This window comes from Schumannella soli, from assembly GCF_006517435.1.
Lineage (GTDB): Bacteria > Actinomycetota > Actinomycetes > Actinomycetales > Microbacteriaceae > Schumannella > Schumannella soli.
In genome coordinates this window covers 1-20,979 of sequence record NZ_VHQG01000002.1, presented here as the reverse complement: position 1 = coordinate 20,979, position 20,979 = coordinate 1, and the positions used below count along the sequence as shown (strand labels likewise).

The 20,979-nt window shown below is 73.7% G+C and carries 15 protein-coding genes and 1 pseudogene; 6 read left to right on the top strand and 10 right to left on the bottom strand.

All coding sequences use genetic code 11. The annotated features are described in order from the left end of the window. The first annotated feature begins 122 nt into the window (after positions 1–122). Positions 123–1,169, top strand: coding sequence for a 2-phospho-L-lactate transferase (cofD, locus tag FJ657_RS05745; protein WP_141162764.1), 1,047 nt, complete (start codon positions 123–125; stop codon positions 1,167–1,169). Between the two features lie 8 nt (positions 1,170–1,177). Here cofD and FJ657_RS05740 read toward each other — a convergent pair whose 3' ends face one another. Then, the gene (locus FJ657_RS05740) at positions 1,178–1,789 is read right to left on the bottom strand and encodes a CofC family guanylyltransferase (RefSeq protein ID WP_141162763.1); all 612 of its coding nucleotides are present in this window, start codon (positions 1,787–1,789) and stop codon (positions 1,178–1,180) included. Positions 1,790–2,091: 302 nt separating this feature from the next. On the opposite strand from FJ657_RS05740, the gene FJ657_RS05735 reads away from it, so the two are divergent. Genes FJ657_RS05735 through FJ657_RS05725 form a run of 3 tightly spaced genes read left to right on the top strand, consistent with a single transcriptional unit; the run spans position 2,092 to position 5,151 of the window. Next, entirely contained in the window at positions 2,092–3,153 is a 1,062-nt protein-coding gene (locus FJ657_RS05735) for a putative F420-0 ABC transporter substrate-binding protein (RefSeq protein ID WP_255447180.1), read from the top strand. A 34-nt stretch (positions 3,154–3,187) separates the two neighbouring features. Continuing rightward, a complete protein-coding gene (locus tag FJ657_RS05730; RefSeq protein WP_141162762.1) occupies positions 3,188–4,273 on the top strand; it encodes a putative F420-0 ABC transporter permease subunit in 1,086 nt (361 codons plus the stop codon). Then, positions 4,270–5,151: an ABC transporter ATP-binding protein gene (locus tag FJ657_RS05725; RefSeq protein WP_255447179.1), complete on the top strand. Its 882-nt coding sequence runs from the start codon at positions 4,270–4,272 to the stop codon at positions 5,149–5,151. Before FJ657_RS05730 ends, FJ657_RS05725 begins: the two co-directional genes overlap by 4 nt. Before the next feature lie 91 nt (positions 5,152–5,242). Here the strand turns inward: FJ657_RS05725 and FJ657_RS05720 are convergent, their stop codons facing one another. The 4 genes from FJ657_RS05720 to cofE form a co-directional block, all read right to left on the bottom strand. After that, positions 5,243–7,429 (bottom strand): transglutaminase TgpA family protein, encoded by a 2,187-nt coding sequence (locus FJ657_RS05720; RefSeq protein ID WP_141162761.1) that lies wholly within the window; start codon positions 7,427–7,429, stop codon positions 5,243–5,245. 97 nt (positions 7,430–7,526) lie between these two features. Next, the gene (locus tag FJ657_RS05715; protein ID WP_141162760.1) at positions 7,527–8,834 is read right to left on the bottom strand and encodes a DUF58 domain-containing protein; all 1,308 of its coding nucleotides are present in this window, start codon (positions 8,832–8,834) and stop codon (positions 7,527–7,529) included. Between the two features lie 38 nt (positions 8,835–8,872). Beyond that, the gene (locus FJ657_RS05710) at positions 8,873–9,922 is read right to left on the bottom strand and encodes an AAA family ATPase (protein ID WP_219995876.1); all 1,050 of its coding nucleotides are present in this window, start codon (positions 9,920–9,922) and stop codon (positions 8,873–8,875) included. A gap of 31 nt (positions 9,923–9,953) precedes the next feature. Next, complete coding sequence (gene cofE / locus FJ657_RS05705) at positions 9,954–10,835, bottom strand: coenzyme F420-0:L-glutamate ligase (RefSeq protein ID WP_141162758.1); 882 nt, start codon at positions 10,833–10,835, stop codon at positions 9,954–9,956. Between the two features lie 82 nt (positions 10,836–10,917). Here cofE and FJ657_RS05700 point away from each other — a divergent pair, with 82 nt between their 5' ends. Beyond that, positions 10,918–11,505: a 4'-phosphopantetheinyl transferase family protein gene (locus tag FJ657_RS05700; protein ID WP_141162757.1), complete on the top strand. Its 588-nt coding sequence runs from the start codon at positions 10,918–10,920 to the stop codon at positions 11,503–11,505. A 49-nt stretch (positions 11,506–11,554) separates the two neighbouring features. Here FJ657_RS05700 and FJ657_RS05695 read toward each other — a convergent pair whose 3' ends face one another. The 4 genes from FJ657_RS05695 to FJ657_RS05680 form a co-directional block, all read right to left on the bottom strand. Continuing rightward, positions 11,555–12,916: a M1 family metallopeptidase gene (locus FJ657_RS05695; protein WP_141162756.1), complete on the bottom strand. Its 1,362-nt coding sequence runs from the start codon at positions 12,914–12,916 to the stop codon at positions 11,555–11,557. Beyond that, positions 12,913–17,016, bottom strand: a complete 4,104-nt coding sequence (locus FJ657_RS05690) for a Pls/PosA family non-ribosomal peptide synthetase (RefSeq protein WP_439653932.1) — start codon at positions 17,014–17,016, stop codon at positions 12,913–12,915. Before FJ657_RS05690 ends, FJ657_RS05695 begins: the two co-directional genes overlap by 4 nt. Positions 17,017–17,123: 107 nt before the next feature. Further along, a complete protein-coding gene (locus FJ657_RS05685) occupies positions 17,124–17,792 on the bottom strand; it encodes a hypothetical protein (protein ID WP_141162755.1) in 669 nt (222 codons plus the stop codon). Between the two features lie 146 nt (positions 17,793–17,938). After that, on the bottom strand, positions 17,939–18,937 hold the full coding sequence (locus tag FJ657_RS05680; protein WP_141162754.1) for a TIGR03557 family F420-dependent LLM class oxidoreductase: 999 nt from the start codon (positions 18,935–18,937) through the stop codon (positions 17,939–17,941). 319 nt (positions 18,938–19,256) lie between these two features. Here FJ657_RS05680 and FJ657_RS05675 point away from each other — a divergent pair, with 319 nt between their 5' ends. Further along, on the top strand, positions 19,257–19,706 hold the full coding sequence (locus FJ657_RS05675) for a hypothetical protein (protein ID WP_141162753.1): 450 nt from the start codon (positions 19,257–19,259) through the stop codon (positions 19,704–19,706). A 716-nt stretch (positions 19,707–20,422) separates the two neighbouring features. Here the strand turns inward: FJ657_RS05675 and FJ657_RS17320 are convergent. Next, positions 20,423–20,979 (bottom strand): annotated as a pseudogene (locus FJ657_RS17320) (HNH endonuclease signature motif containing protein); the annotation flags it as partial.

The window sequence follows — 20,979 nt, the reverse complement described above, 5'->3', positions numbered from 1 at the left end:
CAGGCACGGCGGGAGAGTCTACGCGCGCGGGCGGCGTCGCGCCGACGGTCGCGCCGACGCGACCCGCGACGATCACCGCGACGGTCGGCGACGCGAACGCCGTGAGCCCTAGGGTGAGCGCCGTGCCTGCACCTCTCCCCTCTCGCATCACCGTGCTCGCCGGCGGCGTCGGCGGCGCCCGCTTCCTCTCCGCCGTGCGCGCCTGGGCCCGCATCCACTCGCCGTCGACGCGGATCACCGCCGTCGCCAACACCGGCGACGACATGTGGCACGTGGGCCTGCGCATCACGCCCGACCTCGACTCGATCATGTACGCGCTCGCGGGCGTCAACGACACCGTGCGCGGCTGGGGCCGCGTCGGCGAGAGCGAGCGCGTGTCGGCCGAGCTGCGCGAATGGGGCGCCGGATGGCCGTGGTTCACGCTCGGCGACCTCGATCTGGGCGCCCACATCGCGCGGTCGGCGTGGCTGCGCGAGGGGGTTCCGCTCAGCTCGATCGTGCCGCGGCTGACGTCGCGATGGGATCTCGGCGTCGAGTTGCTGCCGGCGACCGACGACGAGGTCGAGACCTGGGTGCGCATCGACGACCCGGAGTCGGGCGCGGCGCGCACCGTGCACTTCCAGGAGTGGTGGACGCGCTACCGCGCGAAGGTCGTGACGCACGGCTTCGAGCGCCGCGGCCTCGCCGGGTCCTCCCCCGCGGCCGGCGTGCTCGACGCGATCGAGAACGCCGACGTGGTGCTGCTGGCGCCGTCGAACCCGGTCGTGTCGATCGGGACGATCCTCGACATCCCCGGCATCCACGCGGCACTGCAGGCGACGCCGGCGCCCGTCGTCGGCGTCTCGCCAATCATCGGCGGCGCGGTCGTGCGCGGCATGGCCGACGCCTGCCTCGACGTGATCGGCGTGCCGACGAGCGCGGCGGCGGTCGCCCGGCTGCTGGGGGCGCGCGGTGGGGCGGTGGATGCCGTCGCCGACACCGCGCATCCGGTTCACGAAGCCGGCGCGCGGGGTGTGCTCGACGCGTGGCTGGTCGACGAGGTCGACGCGGATGCCGTCGCCGGCCTCGAGGCGGAGGGCATCCGCTCGGCCGCTGTGCCGCTCTGGCTGCGCGACGAACCCACGGGCGTGCAGCTCGTCAGCGACGCCCTGGCGCTCGCCGCGGGCTGAGCTCCGGGTCAGTCGTCGGGGTTCTGCAGGGCCTGGCGGGTGCGCACGCCGAGGCCGAGGGCCGCGGCGGCGTCGAGCTGCTCGCGGGTGTCGACGTCGCGGCGCAGAGTCGAGTCGCGCGGTATATGCAGGCGCACGAGCCCGAGGGCGGCGTGCCGGGCGGCGCTGCCGTCGCCGAAGCGGCTGAGCAGCTCCGTGTCGGGGGCGGCGGTGACGAGCGTCGTGCCGCCGGTGTCGCGGTCGGGCACGAATCCACGGGCCACGCGCTCGGCGGCGTGCAGGGCGACGCCGAGGTCGTCGGGAGTGAGCGCGGGGAGGTCGCCGAGCAGCACGGCACGGGGAGCCGACTCGGCGATCTGGTCGAGCGCGAGGGCGATCGCGGCGGCGATGCCGGTCGGCTCCGGTTCGGAGATGATCGTGACCCGCTCGGCGACCGTGTCGGTCAGTTCGGTGGCGAGGCGAACATCCCCCGTGACGACGATGACGCGGTCGACCTCGAGCGTCTCGAGCGCCGCCGAGATCGTGTCGAGGGCGATGGCGCGGGCGAGGCGCGGATCGGCGTCGAGCCGGGTCTTCGCCTGGACCGCGGGCTTCACGGGGACGATGACCTGCCAGCGCATTGCGTCATTCTCTCGCGAGCACGGCCGCCCCGCCGACGTGCCGCGCCTGTCGGGGCGAGATCGGCGAAATCGGCGGCCGCGCGCAGCGACGCACTTTCTGCGACGCGCGTCCGGCGACGGGATGCGCCGCGCCGCTAATCTGGGCTCACCCCGGTCGCCACTCTGACGTCCGGTGCGCCGGCCGACTCTCGGGCGGCACGTGATCCGCGGGCCGTTTCGCGCCCGCCGTCCGCCCCTGCCCGCCGCACGGTGCGCAGCCCCGCGCTGCTCCGCCGCCGGCCGGGCGCCACCGAGAGGCTCCCGTGCGACCCCGCACCCTCATCTCCCCGACCTCCGCGCGCGCGCCGCGCACCCCGCGCCGCCGCATCCTGACCGCCGCCGCCCTGGCGCCGACCGCCGGTCTCGCCGTCATCGCGCTGCTGGCCGGATGCTCCGCATCCGCCGCCCCCGCCGACAGCGCGAGCACCGGCGCATCCGGCTCGACCTCGGCGAAGGCCGTGACGCTCGACAACTGCGGCTTCGACGAGACGATCGCGACGCCGCCGAAGCGCGTGATCACCGTCAAGTCGACGTCGACCGAGATGATGCTCGCGCTCGGCGTGGGCGACCGCATCGTCGGTACCGCCTTCCAAGACGGGGCCGTGCCGTCGAAGTGGAAGGCGGAGGCGCCGAAGCGCAACGACGTCAGCGACCAGATGCCGAGCCCCGAGTCGGTGCTGGACCTCGAGCCCGACCTGGTCTACTCGGGCTGGGAGTCGGCGTTCAGCGCGGACGCCGCGGGCACGCGCGCCGAGCTGCACAAGCTGGGCATCGCGAGCTACGTGCAGCCGGCCGCGTGCCGCAGTCAGGGCGCCCCGGCGAAGCTGAGCTTCGACGACGTCTTCGGCGAGATCGACGAGGCCGGGCGCATCTTCGGCGTCGAGCCGACCGCGACGAAGCTGGTCGCGGCGCAGAAGAAGCAGCTCGCCGGCATCCACCGCGACGATCGCGGCCTGACGGCCCTCTGGTACTCGTCGGGAACCGACACGCCCTACGTCGGCGCCGGCACGGGCGCGCCGGAGATGGTGCTCGAGGCCGCAGGGCTGACGAACGTCGCCGCCGATGTGAAGCAGACCTGGGCCTCGCTGGGCTGGGAGTCGATCGTCGACGCCGACCCCGACGTGATCGTGCTGATCGACGCCGACTGGAACACGGCGAAGAGCAAGATCGCGCAGCTCGAGGCGAACCCGGCGACCGCGAACCTGGCCGCCGTGAAGCAGCACCGCTACATCACGCTGCCCTTCGCGGCGAGCGAGGCGGGCGTGCGCTCGGTCGAGGCGGTCGATTCGGTCGCGACGCAGCTGGCGAAGCTGAAGCTGGGCTGACGAGAGACCGGATGAGGGGACGGAGTCGGATCGGATGGTGAGCATCGCGAGCAGCGGTCGCGGCGGGCGCAGCAGCGCCGTCGCGGGCATCGGCGTGGATGCGCGCCGCCGCGCCCGCCGCCGCACCGCCGTGCTGGCTCCGCTGCTCGTGCTCGCCCTCGCCGCGTCGATCGTGGTCGCGACGACGATCGGCTCGGCGGATCTCGCCGTCGGCGATGTGCTGCGCGGCATCCTGTCGCACCTCGGCCTGGGCGCGAATCCGCTCGACCCGCTGCGCGACGGCATCGTGTGGGGGCTGCGGGTGCCCCGGGTGCTCACGGCCGCGGCGGTCGGCGCGGGGCTCGCGATCGCGGGCGCGGTCATGCAGGCGCTGACCCGCAACCAGCTCGCCGACCCCTACCTGCTCGGCCTCTCCTCGGGCGCGTCGCTCGGCGCCGTGACGGTCATCCTGCTCGGTGTCGCCGTCGCGCTGCCGGCCGCGGCGTTCGGCGGGGCGCTGCTCGCCCTCGCCGCGACGCTCGGTCTCGCGGGAGCGCTCGGCGCGATCACGCCGACCCGCACGGTTCTCGCCGGCGTCGCCGTGTCGAGCCTGGCCGGAGCCGCGACGAGCTTCGCGATCTTCTGGAGCTCGGAGCAGGACTCGTATCGCGAGATCCTCGGCTGGCTGCTCGGCTCCCTCGCCGGCGCGCGCTGGTCGGCGGTCGGGATCGCCGGGGTCGCGGTGCTCGTGATCGGCATCCCGCTGCTGCTGAGCGGGCGCATCCTCGACGCCTTCAGCTTCGGCGACACGACGGCGGCGAGCCTCGGCATCGGGGTGCAGCGCACCCGCTGGCTGCTGCTCGGCGCGACGGCCCTGCTGACCGGCGCGCTGGTCGCGGTCAGCGGCTCGATCGGCTTCGTCGGGCTCGTGCTGCCGCATGCCGTGCGCCTCGTCGTGGGCCCCGGGCACCGCACGCTGCTGCCGCTCTCGGCGCTCGTCGGCGCGACGTTCCTGATCTGGGCCGACACCCTCGCGCGCAGCGTCTTCGCGCCGCGCGAGCTGCCGGTCGGCATCGTGACCGCGCTCATCGGAGCGCCCGTGTTCGCGCTGCTGCTGGCCCGTCGGCGGAGCGAGGCATGAGCGCGGATGCGGGCGGATCGACCGGCGGATCGAGCGCGACGGCGGAGCGAGGCATGAGCGCGGAGGCGGCGGGCGCGACGAGCTGGGACAGGAGCAGGGACGGCGGCCTCCGCGTCGCCGACCTCACCGTGCGCATCGGCGACCGGCCCGTCGTCGACGCCGCCACGTTCTCCGCTCCCCCGGGTGCGCTGACGGCTCTCGTCGGGCCGAACGGCGCCGGCAAGTCGAGCCTGCTGCGCGCCGTCGCCGGCGCCGATCGGCCGGCCGCGGGCACGATGCGCCTCGACGGAGCCGATCTCGGGGCGCTCGGGCGACGTGAGCGCGCACGCCGCGTCGCCTTCGTCGAGCAGGACGCGGGAACCGAGCTGCCGCTCAGCGTCGAGGCCGTCGTCGGACTCGGGCGCACGCCCTACGGAGCGCTGCTCGGCGGTCCCGACCGCGAGTCGGCGGACGCGGTGGATGCGGCGATCGCCTCCGCCGGCATCGAGCACCTGCGCGGTCGGGAGATCACCCGGCTCTCGGGCGGCGAGAGGCAGCGCGTGCTGCTGGCGCGGGCGCTCGCGCAGCATCCGCGTCTGCTCCTGCTCGACGAGCCGACGAACCACCTCGACATCGCGGCCCAGCTCGCTGCGCTGACGCTGCTGCGCCGGCTCACCGGCGAAGGCGTCACCGTGCTCGCCGCGCTGCACGATCTCGGTCTCGCGGCGGCCTGGGCCGACGACGTCGTCGTGCTGCACGCCGGGCGCGTGGTCGCCGAGGGCGCGCCGCTCGCGACGCTGACGCCCGAGCTGCTCGTCGAGGTCTACCGGGTGCGGGCGAGCTGGCTCAGCGATCCGGCGACCGGTCGCCCGGTTCTCGCCGCGAGCCCCCTGGCCTGACCTCGCCGGCGGAGGATCGCCGAGCGCGGGGTCGTGTCCCGAGCGCGGGGTGTCGTCACCCCGCGGCCGGAGCGGAGGCCCGCGCTCGCGCTCAGGCGTCGGCGGCGGCGAGCACGCGGCGGAACAGCGACGCGGGCAGCAGCGCCCCGCGCACGCGCAGCACCGGCGGGGTGTCGCGCTCGATCGCGCGGATCGCGGCCGCGAGATCATCGGTCGTGACCGGCGGCCGGTCGGGAGGGGCGTAGGCGGTGCGTTCGACGGCCCGCGCGAGGCGGCGCAGCGCATCCGCCTCGCTCCCCGGCATCCCGTCGACGAGCCGACCGGTCAGCGTCTCGACGCTCTCGCTCTCGAGCGCGTTCCAGCCGTGATCGCGGGCGGTGTCGCGCAGCTCGGTCCACGCGGCCTGGGCGGGATCACGACCGCGGCGGATGCGCGAGAAGCGACGCAGCCGCACCGCGCGCCGCAGGAGCAGCGGGATGAGCAGCACGAGCACGACGCCGAGCACGATCCCGCCGACCTGCGCGACGCTCTGGGCGCTGCGCGCCGCATCCTGCGCCGCCGACCGCGCGGGGGTGTCGGTGCGGTCGGGGCGGTTCGCCGGGTCGGAGGCGGTGTCGCTCGGGGTGTCGCTCGGCGCGGCGCTCGGCTCGGTGTCGTCGCCCGAGGCGCCCGGCACGATCGCGTAGGACGGCACGGATCCCCGCGACGGCGTCGGCTCGAAACGCAGCCAGCCGTAGCCCTGGAAGTACAGCTCGGGCCAGGCGTGCAGCTTGTGCGTGTCGACGCGGAAGTTCTGCGTGTCGTCCTCGTCGGTCGAGGTGAGCTCTCCCGGCAGGAACCCGACGACCATGCGGGCCGGGATGCCGAGGGTGCGCGCCATGACCGTCATGGTGGAGGCGAAGTGGACGCAGTAGCCGGCCTTCGCCTCGAGGAACTCCGGCATGACGTCGACGCCCGATCCGTCGTAGTCCTCGTCGACGGGGGCGTCCTCCGAGTAGCTGAAGTCGTCGCGGAACCAGTCCTGCAGCGCGACGGCCTGATCCCACGCGGTGGTCTTGCCGGCCGTCACCTGAGCGGCGGTGTCGGCGATGACGGGCGCGAGGCCGGGCGGCGTCTCGAGGTAGGGACGCACGTCGAAGTCGTAGCGGCCCGATCCCGAGTCGGCCTGCAGCTGCTCGGGGGTGACGGTCGGGTAGTCGAAGTCGACCGTGTACTGCCGACCGTTGATCTCGCCGTCGCCCGAGCGCACCGTGAGCCCCTCGGCATCCGCCCGCCAGTCGCCGTCGAGACCGCGGATGCTCGTCGCGGCGTAGGGGACGGGGGCCCAGCGCCCGCCGACGCGGTCGACGCGCACCGTGACCTCGCCCGACCCGGTGGGCACGTCATCCGAGCGCCCGATCGCGGTCGGGAGGCTGTCGAGCCGACGCAGCGACTGCTCGTCGGGCACCGTCGGCGCCCAGGTGTCGCCCGCGAAGCTCTCGTAGGTCGCGAGCCGCAGGTACATCGGCTCGGAGCTCTTCGTGCTGTAGCGCAGCGCCGTGACGGCGGTGCCGCGGCGCAGATCCTCGCCGAGCGAGACGAGCGGGTTGACGCGGGTCTCGAGACCGCCCTGCGTGGCCGAGGTCTGCCCGACCGGCGGCAGGAAGCTGGGGATGACGAGCGACCCGACCACGACCAGCGCGGCGATCGCCCCCGTCGCGAGCCGCGACGTCGGGCGGGCGCCGCGCCGCAGCAGGATCAGGTAGACGGCGCTGGCGGCGATCCAGACGAACGCGTCGGACCGGCCGCTCAGCACGAGCATCGGGATCATGAGCAGCGCCAGCATCGGCAGCGCGGCGAGCGCACGCACCTGGGTCGCGACGACGAGCAGGTCGGCGGCGAACGCGAGACCGACGACGCCGAGCACGATGAGGAAGAGGATGCCGGTCACCGGCTCGGCCGGCACGGCCTGCTGCGCGATCGACTGGGTGCCCTGCTCGGCCAGCTCCCCCGCCTTGCGGAACACCGCGGAGGTCGGGATCACCCCGGCGAGCGCCTGCCCGCGCAGGAACACCAGCTCGACCGCGACGAGTCCGGCGGCGAGTCCGATCAGGGGCGGCAGGACCGTGCCGCGCAGCACGAGTCGGGCGAGCGCCCCCGCGCCGAGCACGATCGCGGCGAAGAACGCGCCGGCGAACCACCAGACGACGCCGGAGAGCAGCGGGTTGAGGGCGGCCAGCGACACGGCGAGAGCGAGCAGCGCGAGCAGCGAATCCGGCCAGGTGCGGGTTCCCGGCATGGGCTCGCGGCCGCGACCGCGGGCGCCAGGACGGGATCCGCCCGTGCCGTCGCCCCGCCCCGGGGCGGGCGCACCGCCGCGGTCTCCGCGACGCGCCTCAGCGAGAACCACGGCTCACCCCGTACTGCTCGTGGGCCTGCAGCCACGCCTCCACCGGGTCGTCCCAGAGCTCGGGGTTCACAACCGTCCACCCCGACTGGCGCAGCACCGCGATCGCATCCTCGTTGCGTCCGCCGACGAGCCACGCGACGGCCGCCTCGCCGGGCCTGCGCTGGCGGCGCGCCCAGTCGAGCGTGACGGTCGCCGGGTTCGCGAGCAGCGCGAAAACCGGGCCCGGGGAGTCGGAGGAGTGCGGGGGCTCGGGGGCGTCGCGCGAGGTCGTCGTCACGAGGTGGATGCCGGCGAGGCTGCGCAGGAACCGCTGGTCGCGCTGCATCCCCTCCCAGCGGTCGCCGAAGGAGGCGACCTGCGGGTCGGCGGTCTCGCGCACCTCGACGTCGAAGCCGCGGTCGAAGAGGTGCAGGGCGAGCGAGGCGAAGAACCGCACCGTCCACTCGAAGCTCTCGCTCTCGTCGGCCGGGCTGTCGGCGAGCCCCTCGGGCGCCGCATCCCCGTAGCCGTCGCGCCGGGTGTCGAGCAGCAGACGCACCTTCGGGTAGCTGCGCTGCTCCTCCTGCCGCACCATCAGCTCGCCGTGGCGGGCCGAGGCGCGCCAGTGCACGCGACGCAGCGCATCCCCCGGCCGGTACTCGCGGGTGGTCAGATCGTCGTCGTTGCCGGTCACGCGCCGCTGCACGAGCAGCGCGTTGCCCTCGGCTTCGGCGGTCGACAGCGCTCCGGGCGGCAGCGCGACGACCTCGGGCACCACGACGAGATCGTCGCGGCCGCCCTGCGCGGTCACCGACCGGGCCATGCCGAAGGGGTCGCGATGCTCGACCGCGACGGGGCCGATCGGGTAAACGCCGCGCTGCTCGGGGTGCAGCTCGTACTCGAAGGCGACGCTGCGCGCACGTCGCGCGGATCCGGTGACGGCCTGCTCGGCGGCGCTGCCGAGCGCGGGCAGGGTCTGCGGGCTCTGCCGCTCGTGCCACGGCAGGGAGTCGTTCCAGACCCCGGGCGGCGTCGTGCGGGCGCCGATGTTGCTCAGGCCGAGCACCACCCGCGCGGGACTGCCGGCGGAGACGATCGGCGGGCTGAACTCGCGCGTGACCCGCAGCTTCGGGCGGGTGAGCCGCACGGCGAGCAGCCCGATGATCGGCAGCAGCAGCCCGGCGACGCCGGCGACGAGCGCCTCGCCCCACGCCCCCAGGTACGCGACGACGAGGATGGCCGCGCCCAGCACGAGCGTGACGGTGCCGCGCACGGTCGTCCACACCGAGCGGGTGCGGTCGGGGCGGCGGGCCATGGCGGATGCGCGGGGAGCGGGTTCGGGAGCGGCCGCGGTCAGTGCGCCGCGCCGAGCGGGATCGGGATCATCGAGACGATGCGGGTCACGACCTCGGCGAGCCCCTCGGAGCCGAGGGCCGCCGATCCGCCGACCGCGCGGGCCGGCACGAGGCGGTGAGCGAGAACCGGAGCGGCGAGCGCGTCGATGTCGTCGGGCAGCACGAAGTCGCGGCCCGCGATCGCGGCGCGGGCCTTGGCGGCGCGCACGAGCTGCAGGGTCGCGCGCGGGCTCGCGCCGAGACGCAGCTCGCGGTCGCTGCGCGTGGCCGAGGTGATCGCGACGGCGTAGTGCTCGATCGCGGGACTCACGAAGACGTGACGGACGGTGCGGATCATCGCGAGCAGTCCGGCGAGGTCGACCACGGGCTGCAGCAGCTCGAGCGGGTTCTCGGTCTCGCGCGTGCGCAGAATCGCCACCTCGCTCGCCGCATCCGGGTACCCCATGCTGATGCGCGCCATGAAGCGGTCGCGCTGGGCCTCCGGAAGGGCGTAGGTGCCCTCCATCTCGATCGGGTTCTGCGTCGCGATCACGACGAAGGGGGCGCTCAGCGGGTAGCTGCGGCCGTCGACCGTGACCTGGCGCTCCTCCATGCTCTCGAGCAGCGCCGACTGGGTCTTCGGGCTCGCGCGGTTGATCTCGTCGCCGATGACGAGGTTCGCGAAGATCGGGCCCGGCTTGAACTCGAACTCGCGGCGGGTCTGGTCGTAGACGCTGACGCCGGTGATGTCGGCGGGCAGCAGGTCGGGGGTGAACTGGATGCGGTTGACGCTGCAGTCGAGGCTGCGCGCGAGCGCGCGAGCCAGCATGGTCTTGCCGACGCCGGGCACGTCTTCGAGCAGCAGGTGCCCCTCGGCGAGCAGCACCGTGAGGGCCGTGGTCACGGCGTCGCGCTTGCCGTCGATGACGGTCTCGACGGCCGCGATGACGCGGTCGGAGAGCGCCTGGAACTGCTCGGCGGTGAGGAGGTCGTCGGGTACGGAGCTGGCGGCCGGGGCCGGCGCGTCGGGGCTGCTGCGCTGCTCCTGGTCATGAGGATTCGGCGTCATGGTGAGGCCGAGTCTGTCACGCTCCGGTGCTTTAGTCCCCTGGGGATCCGCCGACATCTGTCGGCGTGGCTGAGCGGCCCGCGAATGCCGCGGCCCACCCGGCGGCGTAGCCCTCGGCGCGGGCCTCCTCGACGCCGAGACGGAACAGATCGCCCTCGCCGCGGCGCACGAGGGCGGCGGCGCCGGGGAGCTCGTCGGGGGCGATCGCTCCGGCGTCAGCGTCGGCTCCGGCGTCGGCATCATCGGCTCCGGCCGCCGGCACGAGCCGCGCCAGCCCGCGCACGATCGCGACCGGTCGCCCGCTGGCCTTGCCTTTGACGAGGTCGGCGGCCGCCGCGATCTCGTCGGCGACGGCGGCGACCGTGACGTCGAGCACGCGGCCGTTCGCATCCGTCGAGCCGCGCAGGTCGTCGATGACGCGCAGTCCCGCGGCGCCGATCGCGGCATCGGTCTGCCCGACCCGCCAGGCGCGGCCCATCGTGTCGGTCACGATGACGCCCACGTGCACGCCGCTGCGCTCAAGCACGGCGGCGACGATCGCGCGGGCGCTCGCGTCGGGGTCTTCGGGCAGCAGCAGCACGGTGCCCTCGGGAACGTTGCTCGCATCCACCCCGGCGGCGGCCATGACGAGCCCGAGCGGGTTCTCGACGATGCGCATGACGTGCCCGGTCTCGGGGTTGCGCCGCGAGGCGACGAGGCGCACGGTCTGGTCGGTGATCGCCTGCTCGCGGTCGTCGGCAGCGACGAGACGGCCCTCGGCCTTGCTCACGATCTTCGAGGTCACGGCGAGGATGTCGCCGGTCTCAATCGCGTCAGCCACCGCCTCGGCGATCAGCGCCGGCAGATCGGTTCCGGGTTGCACCTCGCCGATGCCGTCGACGGTCGCGATCTGCAGGGCGGGCTCGAAACGCACCCGCTCACTCTAGGGACGTGCGCAGCCAGCGCGCCCGCGCCGGGGTCCGCGCTCCCAGCCCCGCCGTGAGATGGTGTCGGGGATGGATGCCCTGCGCGAGCTCGACGCCCCCGACGGAGTGCGCGTCGTCGTGCTGGCCGCACCCGACGACGCCGAAGAGCGTCGCGCCGTCGGCCACGACGCCGCCAAGCAGCTCGTCGCCGAGCTCGCGGGCGTACGTCCCGAGTCGGTCATGCTCGACGCGCTCTGCTCGCGCTGCGGAATCGACCACGGCCGCCCGACCGCCTACCTCGTGTCGGCGAAGGACGCATCCACTGCCGCCGTCAGCATCACCCACACCGGCGGCTTCACGATCGTCGCCGCGTCGATCGAGGTGGATGCGCTCGGCATCGACGCCGAGCTGCAGGACACCCGGCCCGACCGGGTCGCCGCGATCGACAAGATCGCGCCGGGCCGCGGCGACCCGATGCGCCGCTGGACCCGCATCGAGGCGGTGCTCAAGGCCGACGGGCGCGGGCTGCGAGTCGATCCGCGGCACGTCCGCTTCCTGCCGACGCTGCGCGGCAGCGCGCGAGCCCGCATCGACCCGCCCGGCGAGGAGTCGAGCGCGGCGTGGCACGTGTTCGACCTCGACGACCCGGAACTGGTCGTCGCCCTCGCGCTCCCCTGATGCCCGCGCCAGCAGGAACCCCGGGCGCGTCGGTCAGGCCGTCAGGCGCTCAGGCGGGATACGGCGGCAGCTCCGTCGCGAACAGCCAGCGCTCGAGCAGCTGCCGCGCCGCGCCGCCGTGCGCCGATCCCGCCGCCGCCGACGCCGCGTGCAGGAAGTCGACCGTGCTGACCGAGCCGTAGCGGTTGTCGGCGCACCAGTCGCGCAGCAGGGCGAAGAAGGCGTCATCGCCGAGCAGTCCGCGCAGCGCGTGCAGGGCGAGGGCTCCGCGCTTGTACACGCGGTCGTCGAACATGTCGGCCGCACCCGGCGAGCCGACCACGATGTCCTCCGGCTGCGCGGCGAGGCCGTCGTAGTGCCGGCGAGCGCAGACCTCGGCGCTGTCGCCGCCGCGCTCCTCCGACCACAGCCACTCGCTGTAGCAGGCGAAGCCCTCGTTGAGCCAGATGTGCTCCCAGGCGGCGACGCCGACGCTGTTGCCGAACCACTGGTGCGCGAGCTCATGCGCGATGAGGCGGTTCCAGGCGTCGTCGCCGGCGGCGTGGTTCGCGCCGAAGATCGCGGCGCCCTGCGCTTCGAGCGGGATCTCGAGCTCGTCGGCCGTCACGATCGCCGTGTAGCCGTCGAAGGGATACGGGCCGTAGAGGCGCTGGTAGAGCGCCATCATCCGGTCGAGCTCGCGGAAGTCGTGCTTCACGCCGCGCGCGATCGACGGCGGGTAGACCAGATGCCCGGCGACGCCGTCGAGGTCGACCTTCGTCGAGGTGTAGCGGCCGATCTGCACTGTCGCGAGATAGGTGGATGTCGGCTGATCCTGCACGAAGTGCCAGGTGCGGCGGCCGCCGTGGGCGCGGTTCGAGACCTGCCGGCCGTTCGCGACGACCGTGTACGGCGCATCCGTCACGACCGTGATCTCGTAGCGCGCCTTGTCGCTCGGGTGGTCGTTGCAGGGGAACCAAGTGGAGGCCCCCGAGGGCTGCGCCGCCACGATGACGCCGTCGTCGAGCTCCTCCCAGCCGACCGGCCCCCAGGTGCTGCGGCGCGATCTCGGGGTGCCGGCGTAGTCGACGACGACGACGAAGCGCTCGCCCGCGGCGATCGGCGACGCCGGGGTCACGGTGAGGTGATGCGGAGTCCGGCTGTGGCGCGCGCGCTGGGCGCTCGCCGCATCCGCCCGCGCATCCCCGCTCGCGCCGGACCCGACCAGGACCTTGCTCGCGCGCAGGCCCGAGAGGTCGAAGCGGATGCGCGGCAGCTCCCGCAGCGCCATCGCCTCGATCACGGCCGTGCCCTGCAGCCGGTTCACGCTGACCCGGTAGTCGAGCTCGAGGCCGTAGCGGTCGACCGCGTAGCCGTCGTCGCCGATGCCCGGCAGATAGGGGTCGACGCCGCCGCGGAGGCTTCCCGTCATCGGGCGGCCGGCTCGGCCGTGTACGGCGCCACGACGACCTCGCGCCACGGCCCGATCGGGTTGCCGCTCCACCGGCTGCCCTCGGGCACCGACTCGCCGCGCATGACGAGCGAGGCGGGGCCGACGGTCGCGTGCGCGCCGATGCGGGCGGCGGGGAGGACGACACTGTGCGGGCCGAGGGTGGCTCCGGGGTCGAGGGCGACGGCATCCATGCTCATGATCCGATCATGGAACAGGTGGGTCTGCACGACGCACCCGCGGTTGACCGTCGATCCGTCGCCGAGCACGACCAGATCGGCCTCGGGCAGCCAGTAGCTCTCGCACCACACGCCGCGGCCGATCTTCGCGCCGAGGCTGCGCAGCCAGACGTTGAGAGCGGGGGTGCCGATCGCCGTGCTCGCGAACCACGGCGCGGCGATCATCTCGACGAAGGTGTCGGCCACCTCGTTGCGCCAGATGAACGACGACCACAGCGGATGCTCCCCCGCGCGGATGCGGCCGACGAAGCCCCACTTCGCGACGGTGCTGACGGCGGCGGCGACGGCGCCCGCGACGAGCAGCACGACGCCCGACAGCACGATCGCCCAGCCGAGACCCCAGGCCTCGGTGATCGCGGCGAGCGTCAGCACGACGCCGAGGCCGATCGCACAGGTGATCAGCACCGGGATGATGCGGCCGAGCTCCCACAGGGCGCGCGCGACGCGCAGGCGGGTCGGCGGGGCGAAGGTGCGCGCGAGGTCGCCCTCGTTGACCTGACGGCGCAGGCGCATGGCCGGCGAGCCGAGCCACGACGATCCCGCCTTCGACTTCGAGGGCGCGGCCGAGAGCACGGCGACGAGGGCGTCGCGCGGCACCTTGCGTCCGCCGCCGGCGATCCCCGAGTTGCCGAGGAAGGAGCGCGCACCGAGCTGAGCCCGCGCGATGCGCACCCAGCCGCCGCCGAGTTCGTAGGGCGCGACGAGCGTGTCGTCGGCGAGGAAGGCGCCGTCGCGGATCTCGGTCATCGCCGGGATCAGCAGCACCGTCGAGGCCTCGACCTCGCGGCCCACCTTCGCGCCGAGCATCCGCAGCCAGACGGGCGTGAACAGGCTCGAGTAGATCGGGAACAGCAGTGTGCGCGCCAGATCGAGCAGCCGCTCGGTCGCCCAGGCCTGCCAGCCGGTGCGCGAGCGCACCGGATGCACGCCCTCGCGCAGTCCGATCGAGAGCAGCCGCACGCCGACGACCACGAGGCCCGCGGCCACGACGCCGGTCACGAGGGTTCCCGGCACGAGCCCGGCGAGGGCGCCGAGGGCGGCGTCGCCGAGCGTCGCCGCACCGCGGACGAAGGCGGCGACGACGACCGAACCGGCGGCGATCGCGACGACCGGCAGCAGGGAGATGGCGACCGACGAGGCGCCGTAGGCCAGCATCCACCGGCTGCGGCGCTCGGGACGCTCGTCGGGCCACCAGTGCCGGGCCGAGCCGATGCGCGCGGCTGGCGACCCGGCCCAGAGCTGACCGGAGGGCACGCGGCCGAAGACGCTCGAGCCCGGCGCGATCTCCGATCGCTTGCCGAGGTGCGTGCCCGGCGCGAGCGTGCTGCGCGCGCCGACCGTCGCCCCGGCGCCGATGCGGATGCCGCCGACGCGCACGATGTCGCCGTCGATCCACCAGCCGGTCAGGTCGACCTCGGGCTCGACCGCGGCGCCCGTGCCCATGCTGAGCATGCCGGTCACCGGGGGCAGGGCGTGCAGGTCGACGTCTCTCGAGATCTTCGCGCCGAGCGCGCGGGCGTAGTAGCTGATCCACGGGGCGCCGGAGAGACTGGCCGCGCCGACGAGCTGCGCGCCCTGCTCGGCCATCCACAGCCGCAGGTGCACGCCGCCGCCGCGCGGGTAATCGCCCGGCTTCAGTCCCGCGAGCAGCACGCGGGCGATGACGACCGAGATCGCCATGCGGCCGAAGGGCGTCACGAACAGCACAAGCGCGAGCAGGAGCAGCCAGATCGGGATGCCGGGAAGCGCATCGAAGCCCCCGACCGCGTGCAGGATCGTCGTCGCCGTGAACAGGTAGGTGAGCCAGCGGAGGCCCGCGAGGATGTGCAGCGGCGCTCCGAGCAGCGTCTGCGCGACCTGGAACCAGCGCGGGGTCGGAGTCGTGCGGTGGAACTCGCGGCTCGCCGCCGCCGCGGCGCTGCCCGCCGCACCCCAGGTGTCTTCGAGCGCCTCCGCCATCGCACCGAGACGCGGATGCTCGTAGACGCCCGCGACCGTGAACTCGGGGTCGCGCTCGCGAACCCGGGTCACGAGCTGCGCGGCCGCGAGCGAGCCGCCGCCGAGTTCGAAGAAGTTCGCGTCGGCGTCCGGAACCGGAACCCCGAGCACCGACTGCCAGACCTCGGCCAGCTCGCGCACCGAGGGGTCGAGGTCGGCGCCTGCGTCGTCCCCACTGCCCAGTCCGGAGCTGGCGGGAAGCGGCCAGGGCAGCGCCTTCTTGTCGACCTTGCCCGACACCCGCGTGGGCAGATCGTCGACGATCGCGAGCAGCGGCACGAGCGCCGCCGGCAGCTCCTCGCGCAGGCGGGCGATCGCGTCGCCGCGGTCGAAGGTCTCCGGGTCGGCGGGAACCGTGTAGCCGACGAGGATCTTCGTGCCCGCGTCGGTCTCGCGCACCGCGACGGCCGCCGCCGAGACGCCGTCGAGCGCCTGCACGGCCGCCTCGACCTCGCCCAGCTCGATGCGGCGTCCGCCGATCTTCACCTGGTCGTCGGCGCGGCCCTGGAAGACGAGGCCCTCGCGCTCGAAGCGCACCAGATCGCCCGAGCGGTAGGCGCGCGCCCAGCCGAGGCCCTCGTGCGGCGCGTACTTCTCCGCGTCCTTCGCCGGGTCGAGGTAGCGGGCGAGCCCGACGCCGCCGATGATCAGCTCGCCGACCGCGCCCTCCTCGACCGGCAGTCCGTCGTCGCCGACGACCGCGAGCTCCCAGCCGTCGAGCGGCAGTCCGATGCGCACGGGCGCGCTGCCGTCGAGCAGGGCGCCGCAGGCGACGACCGTGGCCTCGGTGGGGCCGTAGGTGTTCCAGACCTCGCGGCCCTCGACCGCGAGCCGCTCCCCCAGCTCGGGCGGGCAGGCCTCGCCGCCGAAGATGAGCAGGCGCACGTTCTCGAGGGTCTCCGCCGGCCACAGGGCAGCGAGCGTCGGCACGGTCGAGACGGCGGTCACGTTGCGGGCGACGAGCCAAGGGCCGAGATCCATGCCGGTGCGCACGAGCGCGCGGGGAGCCGGAACGAGGCAGGCGCCGCTGCGCCAGGCCAGCCACATCTCCTCGCAGCTGGCGTCGAAGGCGACGCTGAGGCCGGCGAGCACGCGGTCGCCGGGAGCGAGCGGCTCGTCGGGGAGGAAGAGACGGGCTTCGGCGTCGACGAAGGCGGCGGCCGAGCGGTGGCTCACGGCGACGCCCTTCGGCGTGCCGGTCGAGCCCGAGGTGAAGATGATCCAGGCGTCGTCGTCGAGCGTCGGCGGGTCGAGCAGCGGGATGCCGGCGGTGCTGGGATGCGCGGAGTCGGCGCGCGCGAGAGTCGTCGGGCTCGCGGTTGCGGCCTCGGCTTCGGCCCCGGCCTGGGGCTCCGCGTCGGTCGCGGTCGCGGGCCGCGCGCTCGGCGTGTAGTCGCCGGCGCCGGTCAGCACGCCCACCACATCCGCCTCGCCGAAGACGAGGTCGGCGCGCTCCTGCGGGTCGTCGACGTCGACCGGCACGTAGGCGGCGCCCGCGGCGATCACGCCGAGGATGCCGACGTAGAGCCGGTGGCTGCCCGAGGGCATGCGAACGCCGACGCGGTCGCCGCGTCGCACCCCGGCCTCGTGCAGCGTCGCCGCGAGGCCGACGACGCGGGCCATGAGCTGGCGGTAGCTCAGCGCGACCTCGCCGTCGTCGATCGCCGACGCCTCCGGGTGCCGCTGCGCCGTGTCGCGCAGCACGTCGAGCAGGGTGCGCTCGGGGGCGGCGAGGTCGACGCTGCCGAGGATCGGCGACAGTGCGGAGCGCGCGGTCGCCGGGTCGGCCGGGGTCGGTTCGTGCGGGGTCGGTTCGTGCGGTGCGGCGGACGACTCTGCGGTCACGGATGCGGTCCTCTCGACGCGTCAGGACGGTAGGACGAGCTGGTGTCCGGGAGGTGGACGGGAGGTGACTCGCCAGCGCGACCAGGGCCACGGTGGCGACGGCCGTCTCAGCGCTGCGCGAGCAGCTCGATGAGCTGCGGCTTCGTCAGCCGCGAGTAGCCGGTCTTGCCGGCGGTCTTGGCGCGCTCGCGCAGTTCGGCGACGGAGAGGGACGTGAGGGATGCGGTCGACGGCTTCGCGGCGCGGGAGGCGGCCGGCTTGCGGGTCGCGGCGGGCTTCCGCGCAGCGGCGGGCTTGGTCGCGGTCGGCTTGGTCGCCGAGGGCTTGCGCGTCGCCGCGGGCTTGGTCGCGGCGGGCTTGGTCGCCGCAGGCTTGATCGCCGCAGGCTTGGTCGCGGCCTCCGAGCTGGCGGGCGAGGTCGGCTTCGTGATCGACTCCACGGCCGCGGTGACGGCGGCGGGCGCGGCGGCGACGGCATCCGCCGCGGTGGTACGCACCTTCGCCGCGCTCTTCTTCGCCGAGTCGGCGGCCTTCGCCGGGCGCTTCTTGGCGGTCTTCGCCGCATCCTTGCGGGTCGCGTCGAGCCCGGCGACCGACTTCTTCGCCGAGCGCTGCGCCTTCACGGCGCGCTTCTCGAGCTGGTCCACGATCTTCGCCGCGTCCTTGCGCGCGCTCTTGCCGAGCTTCTTCGCGGTGGCGCGCGCCTCGTCGACGGCCTTGAGGGCGGCCCTCAGCGACTTCTTCGCGTCGCGCTCGAGCTTCTTCGTGCTGGCCATGAGTCCTCCTCGTCGTCGCCGATCCTGAACGGCGGGTGAACAGGATGGCAGGCGAAGGTTAACGACACGAGCGATCGCTCCTGACGGCGTGTCACATCCGGTCATCTCGTCGGCCGACGAGGACAGCGAGCTGTCGCGGTGGCGGCTCAGCCGCGCAGCGCCGGCAGCACCTCGCGCGCGAAGACGTCGATGAACTCCGCCTGGTTGCGCCCGACGTTGTGCAGGTGGATGCGGTCGAAGCCGAGGTCGGCGTAGCGCTGGATCTCGGCGCGGTGCACGTCCGGGTCGGCGGAGACCAGCATCCGACCGGCGAAGTCCTCGGGGCGCACCATGCGCGCCATCTGCTCGAGCTCGTGGGGCGAGCGGATGTCGGATTTCGGGAAGCGCAGGCCCGCGTTGGGCCACTCGTGCAGCGCGTTCGCGACGGCCTGCTCATCGGTCGCGGCCCAGCTGAGATGCAGGCGCAGCACCTTCGGCATCCGGCTCGCGTCGCGTCCGGATTCGCGGGCGCCCTCGGCGAAGCGGGTCAGCAGCTGGGCGGCGCGCTCGTGGGTCACGCTCTCGGTGATGAGGCCGTCGACAGTGCGCCCGGCGCGTTTGGCGGTGATCGGTCCGCCGGTGGCGACGAGGATGGGCGGCGCAGCCTCGGGCATCGTCCACAGTCGGGTCGATTCGAGCTTGAAGTAGCGGCCGTCGTGCTTCGCGTCGCGGCCGGCGAGCGAGGCCGAGAACAGCTTCTTGATCACCTCGACGGCCTCGAACATCCGGTCGATGCGCTCCGCTGCCTCGGGCCAGTACTGGCCCGTGATGTGGTCGTTGATGGCCTCGCCGCTGCCGAGGCCGAGCCAGTGGCGCCCCGGGTAGAGGGCGCCGAGCGTGGCCGAGGCCTGCGCGACCATCGCCGGGTGCCAGCGGAACGTCGGCGCCGTCACGCCGGTGCCGAGCGAACCGCGGATGCGCTGGCCGAGGGCGCTGAGCACGTTCCAGACGAAGCCGGCCTGGCCCTGCTGCGGAACCCAGGGCTGGAAGTGGTCGGAGGCCATGACGCCCTGGAACCCGGCGCGCTCGGCCCGCTCAGCCAGGTCGAGCACCTCGAGCGGGGCGAACTGCTCGAGCATCGCGGCGTATCCGACCTGCAGCGTCATGGGCCCATCCTCCCGCGATCGAGCGGGGCGCGGGGTCGGGGTCGGGCATGGCGTCGGGCCGATACGAACTCACCAAGACAAGTGACCTGTGACCCGCGCCCCTCTGCGGAGTGTTCTTCACTTCCTGGGCGATCAGTGAAAGGGTGATGCCGGGGGAGGCTCCATGAGCAGGTCAGCAGCATCCGATTCCGAGGTCACGGCGACGACCGGACGGGCGACGATGTCGGCATCCGCAGCCGGATCGACCGCGCAGGGCGGCACAGGTTTCGAGGCCGCCGTCGATCTCTCGCGGTCGAGCGCCGGGATCGCCGGTGCCGCTGTGCTGCGCGCGATTCAGCGTCTCATGGTCGTCGCCGGGGTGATGGCGCTGCTGTATGCCTTCTTCACGACCGGAAGTCATGGCGGATGTTCGTCGGCCACGCCCGGTGACGCCGGTGCGGGCGGAGCGGCGTCGCCGGCCGCGGAGAGGTGCCTGCAGCTGACGATGGGGCCGAGCCCGATCGTGTTGGTGGTGCTCGCCGCGCTCGTCCTCTTCGCGATCGGCCGGGTGCGGCGTCGGGCCGCCGATCAATTGGTGGCGCTGGTCATCCTCAACCGCTTCACGATCGTCGTCGCGGTCGTGGCTGCGGCCAGTGCGCTGATCGCGGCGGCCTGGTTCTGGTCGCTGCCGCTCGAGGTCGATGCGCATGGCGCGTACAGCCTGTGGTTGCCGTTCCCGTTCGCGTCGGTGAATGTCGATTCGAGCCCGGTCGCCGACCTGCCCGGCTGAGCTCGCGGGCATGGGGCCGGTGGCGGAGTTCAACGGGTTGCGCACGGTGCGGGTGCGCGGCGGACGCGTCGAGCCGCAGGGATCGTGGCTGTACGTGTGGCTCGACATCGCTGCGCACGCTGTCGCCTAGGTCGGCACGACCGGGTTCAACCCCGAGCTGAGGGCGCACCTGCACCTGACACATTCCGACCCGGCGCTCGGGAGGGTGAGGGAGTTGCTCGGGGATGCGGCCGAAGGGGACTTCGATGTGCTGGCGTTCCCGGTTCCCGTCGGCGTCGACCGCGCCGCCGTGAAGGCGTGGGCGATGCCGAGTCGGATCTGCTCACTGCGACCGTTCGCAGCATCGTCGACCGGGTGAGTGTCCGCCTGACCCCTTGAGCCCCCACGGGTCACCGCGATGGAGCTGTCGGGGCCACCACGAAGGTCCGCGGCGCGATGACGAGCGCCGCCGCGGGCTCGCGTCGCCCGGCCGTCGCTCGCCCGGCGACCTCTCTCGCCCCGCAGCGCCGAGACGCACCGCGATCGGGATCGCCGAAACTCGGCTCGCAGAGAAGCGATTGCCGCGCGATGCACTCAGAATGGCGCGGATTCGCTGTCGAAGCACTCGATCGTGTCGTCGGGGGCATCACGGATGCCCCCAGCTGGTCGAGTGGATCGGGCGGGTCATCCCGATCGGGTTGTGGGGTTCGGGCGTGGTGCCGGATGGGGTGTCCGTATGGCACAAAGGCGACAGGCGGAGCGGGGGCGTCTTCGCGGTAGGTGCGCCCGGTCGGGGAGGTCCATTCCAGGACCCCGCCCGCATGCTGCCTCACCCGCCACGGGGTGAACTGCTTCATCGAATGATGCCGTTGGCACAGGTGAGCCAGGTTGGTGAGAGCGGTGGGGCCGCCGAGGGCGGCGTCGATCGTGTGGTCGAGTTCACACCGGATCGCCGCCATGCGGCATCCGGGGAAACGACAGTGCAGATCCCGGGCACGCAGATGCCGACGTTGCTCGAGCGACGGCCGGTACCGATCGACCGCAACCGCGGTCCCGTCGACCGGATCCGTGAGCAGTCGCGTCCACGACGAGGTCTCGCCGGCGAGGTAACGCGCGGTCCCCGCATCGATCGGGCTTCGGCCAACAAGGTCGGCGGGGTTCTCGTCCCCACCGAGGAGCGTCAACGCGGACACAGTCACCTGCACGTGCGCACGAATCGCCCCCAACACACCCGGCCCGTCACCGTGGACGGCCGGATCGAGCGCCGGCGCCCCGGCGAGGATCAGGTCCGCGA

Coding starts and splice junctions, on each gene's coding strand:
- FJ657_RS05725 (WP_255447179.1), top strand. CDS start 4,270: ATGAGCGCGGATGCGGGCGGATCGACCGGCGGATCGAGCGCGACGGCG.
- FJ657_RS05700 (WP_141162757.1), top strand. CDS start 10,918: ATGGATGCCCTGCGCGAGCTCGACGCCCCCGACGGAGTGCGCGTCGTC.
- FJ657_RS05730 (WP_141162762.1), top strand. CDS start 3,188: ATGGTGAGCATCGCGAGCAGCGGTCGCGGCGGGCGCAGCAGCGCCGTC.
- FJ657_RS05685 (WP_141162755.1), bottom strand. CDS start 17,792: ATGGCCAGCACGAAGAAGCTCGAGCGCGACGCGAAGAAGTCGCTGAGG.
- FJ657_RS05740 (WP_141162763.1), bottom strand. CDS start 1,789: ATGCGCTGGCAGGTCATCGTCCCCGTGAAGCCCGCGGTCCAGGCGAAG.
- FJ657_RS05720 (WP_141162761.1), bottom strand. CDS start 7,429: ATGCCGGGAACCCGCACCTGGCCGGATTCGCTGCTCGCGCTGCTCGCT.
- FJ657_RS05710 (WP_219995876.1), bottom strand. CDS start 9,922: ATGACGCCGAATCCTCATGACCAGGAGCAGCGCAGCAGCCCCGACGCG.
- FJ657_RS05680 (WP_141162754.1), bottom strand. CDS start 18,937: ATGACGCTGCAGGTCGGATACGCCGCGATGCTCGAGCAGTTCGCCCCG.
- FJ657_RS05715 (WP_141162760.1), bottom strand. CDS start 8,834: ATGGCCCGCCGCCCCGACCGCACCCGCTCGGTGTGGACGACCGTGCGC.
- FJ657_RS05695 (WP_141162756.1), bottom strand. CDS start 12,916: ATGACGGGAAGCCTCCGCGGCGGCGTCGACCCCTATCTGCCGGGCATC.